The sequence below is a fragment of the Streptomyces sp. NPDC104106 genome, assembly GCF_055584345.1.
Genome location: NZ_JBVJMF010000073.1, coordinates 1 through 1032, shown reverse-complemented (window position 1 = coordinate 1032; position 1032 = coordinate 1). Strand labels below are relative to the sequence as shown.

The 1032-nt window shown below is 67.0% G+C and carries 1 protein-coding gene; it reads right to left on the bottom strand.

Annotation, left to right across the window (positions count from 1 at the left end; translation table 11 throughout):
- Positions 1-1032 (bottom strand): acyltransferase domain-containing protein (locus ACZ60X_RS43910; RefSeq protein WP_469611462.1); only part of this gene is annotated, 1032 nt, incomplete at both ends.

Genomic DNA, 1032 nt, shown 5'->3' with positions numbered 1-1032 from the left:
GAGCCAGTAGCGCTGGTGCTGGAACGGATACGTCGGCAACGCCACCCGCCGCGCACCCACCCCCTCCAACACCCCGCCCCACTCCACATCCACACCCGCCGCATACACCTCACCCACCGACCGCAAAAACCGATCCAACCCCCCCTCACCACGCCGCAACGACCCCACCACCACACCCTCCACACCCACCGCACCCATCGTCTCCGACACCACAAACCCCAACACCGGATGCGGACTCACCTCCACGAACACCCGCCGCCCCGACCCCAACAACAACCGCACCACCTCCTCCAAACGCACCCGCTCCCGCAAATTCCGATACCAATACCCCCCGTCCAACACCGCCGTATCCACCCGACCACCCGTCACCGTCGAAAAAAACGGCACCGACGACGACACCGCCGACACACCCCCCAACACCCGACCCAACTCACCCTCAACCCGCTCCACCTCCACCGAATGCGACGCATAATCCACCGGCACCCGACGCACCCGCACCCCCTCACCCCGCAACTCCTCCTCCAACACACCCAACACACCCACCCCACCCGCCACCACCACCGACGACGGACCATTCACCGCCGCCACCGACAACCCCTCACCCAACCGCCCCTCCACCACACCCACCGGCAACCCCACCGACAACATCCCACCCCCACCCGCCAACCCCGACGCAATCACCCGACTCCGCCCCGCCACCACCCGCGCACCCTCCTCCAACGACAACGCACCCACCACACACGCCGCCGCAATCTCCCCCTGCGAATGCCCCACCACACCCACCGGCTCCACACCCACCGAACGCCACAACCCCGCCAACGACACCATCACCGCCCACAACACCGGCTGCACCACATCCACCCGCCCCAACGCCACCTCATCACCCAACACATCCACCAACGACCACCCCACAAACGGAGCCAACGCCTCACCACACCGCCCCATCCACTCCGCAAACACCTCCGACTCCTCCAACAACCCCACCGCCATCCCCACCCACTGCGCCCCCTGACCCGGAAACACGAACACCAC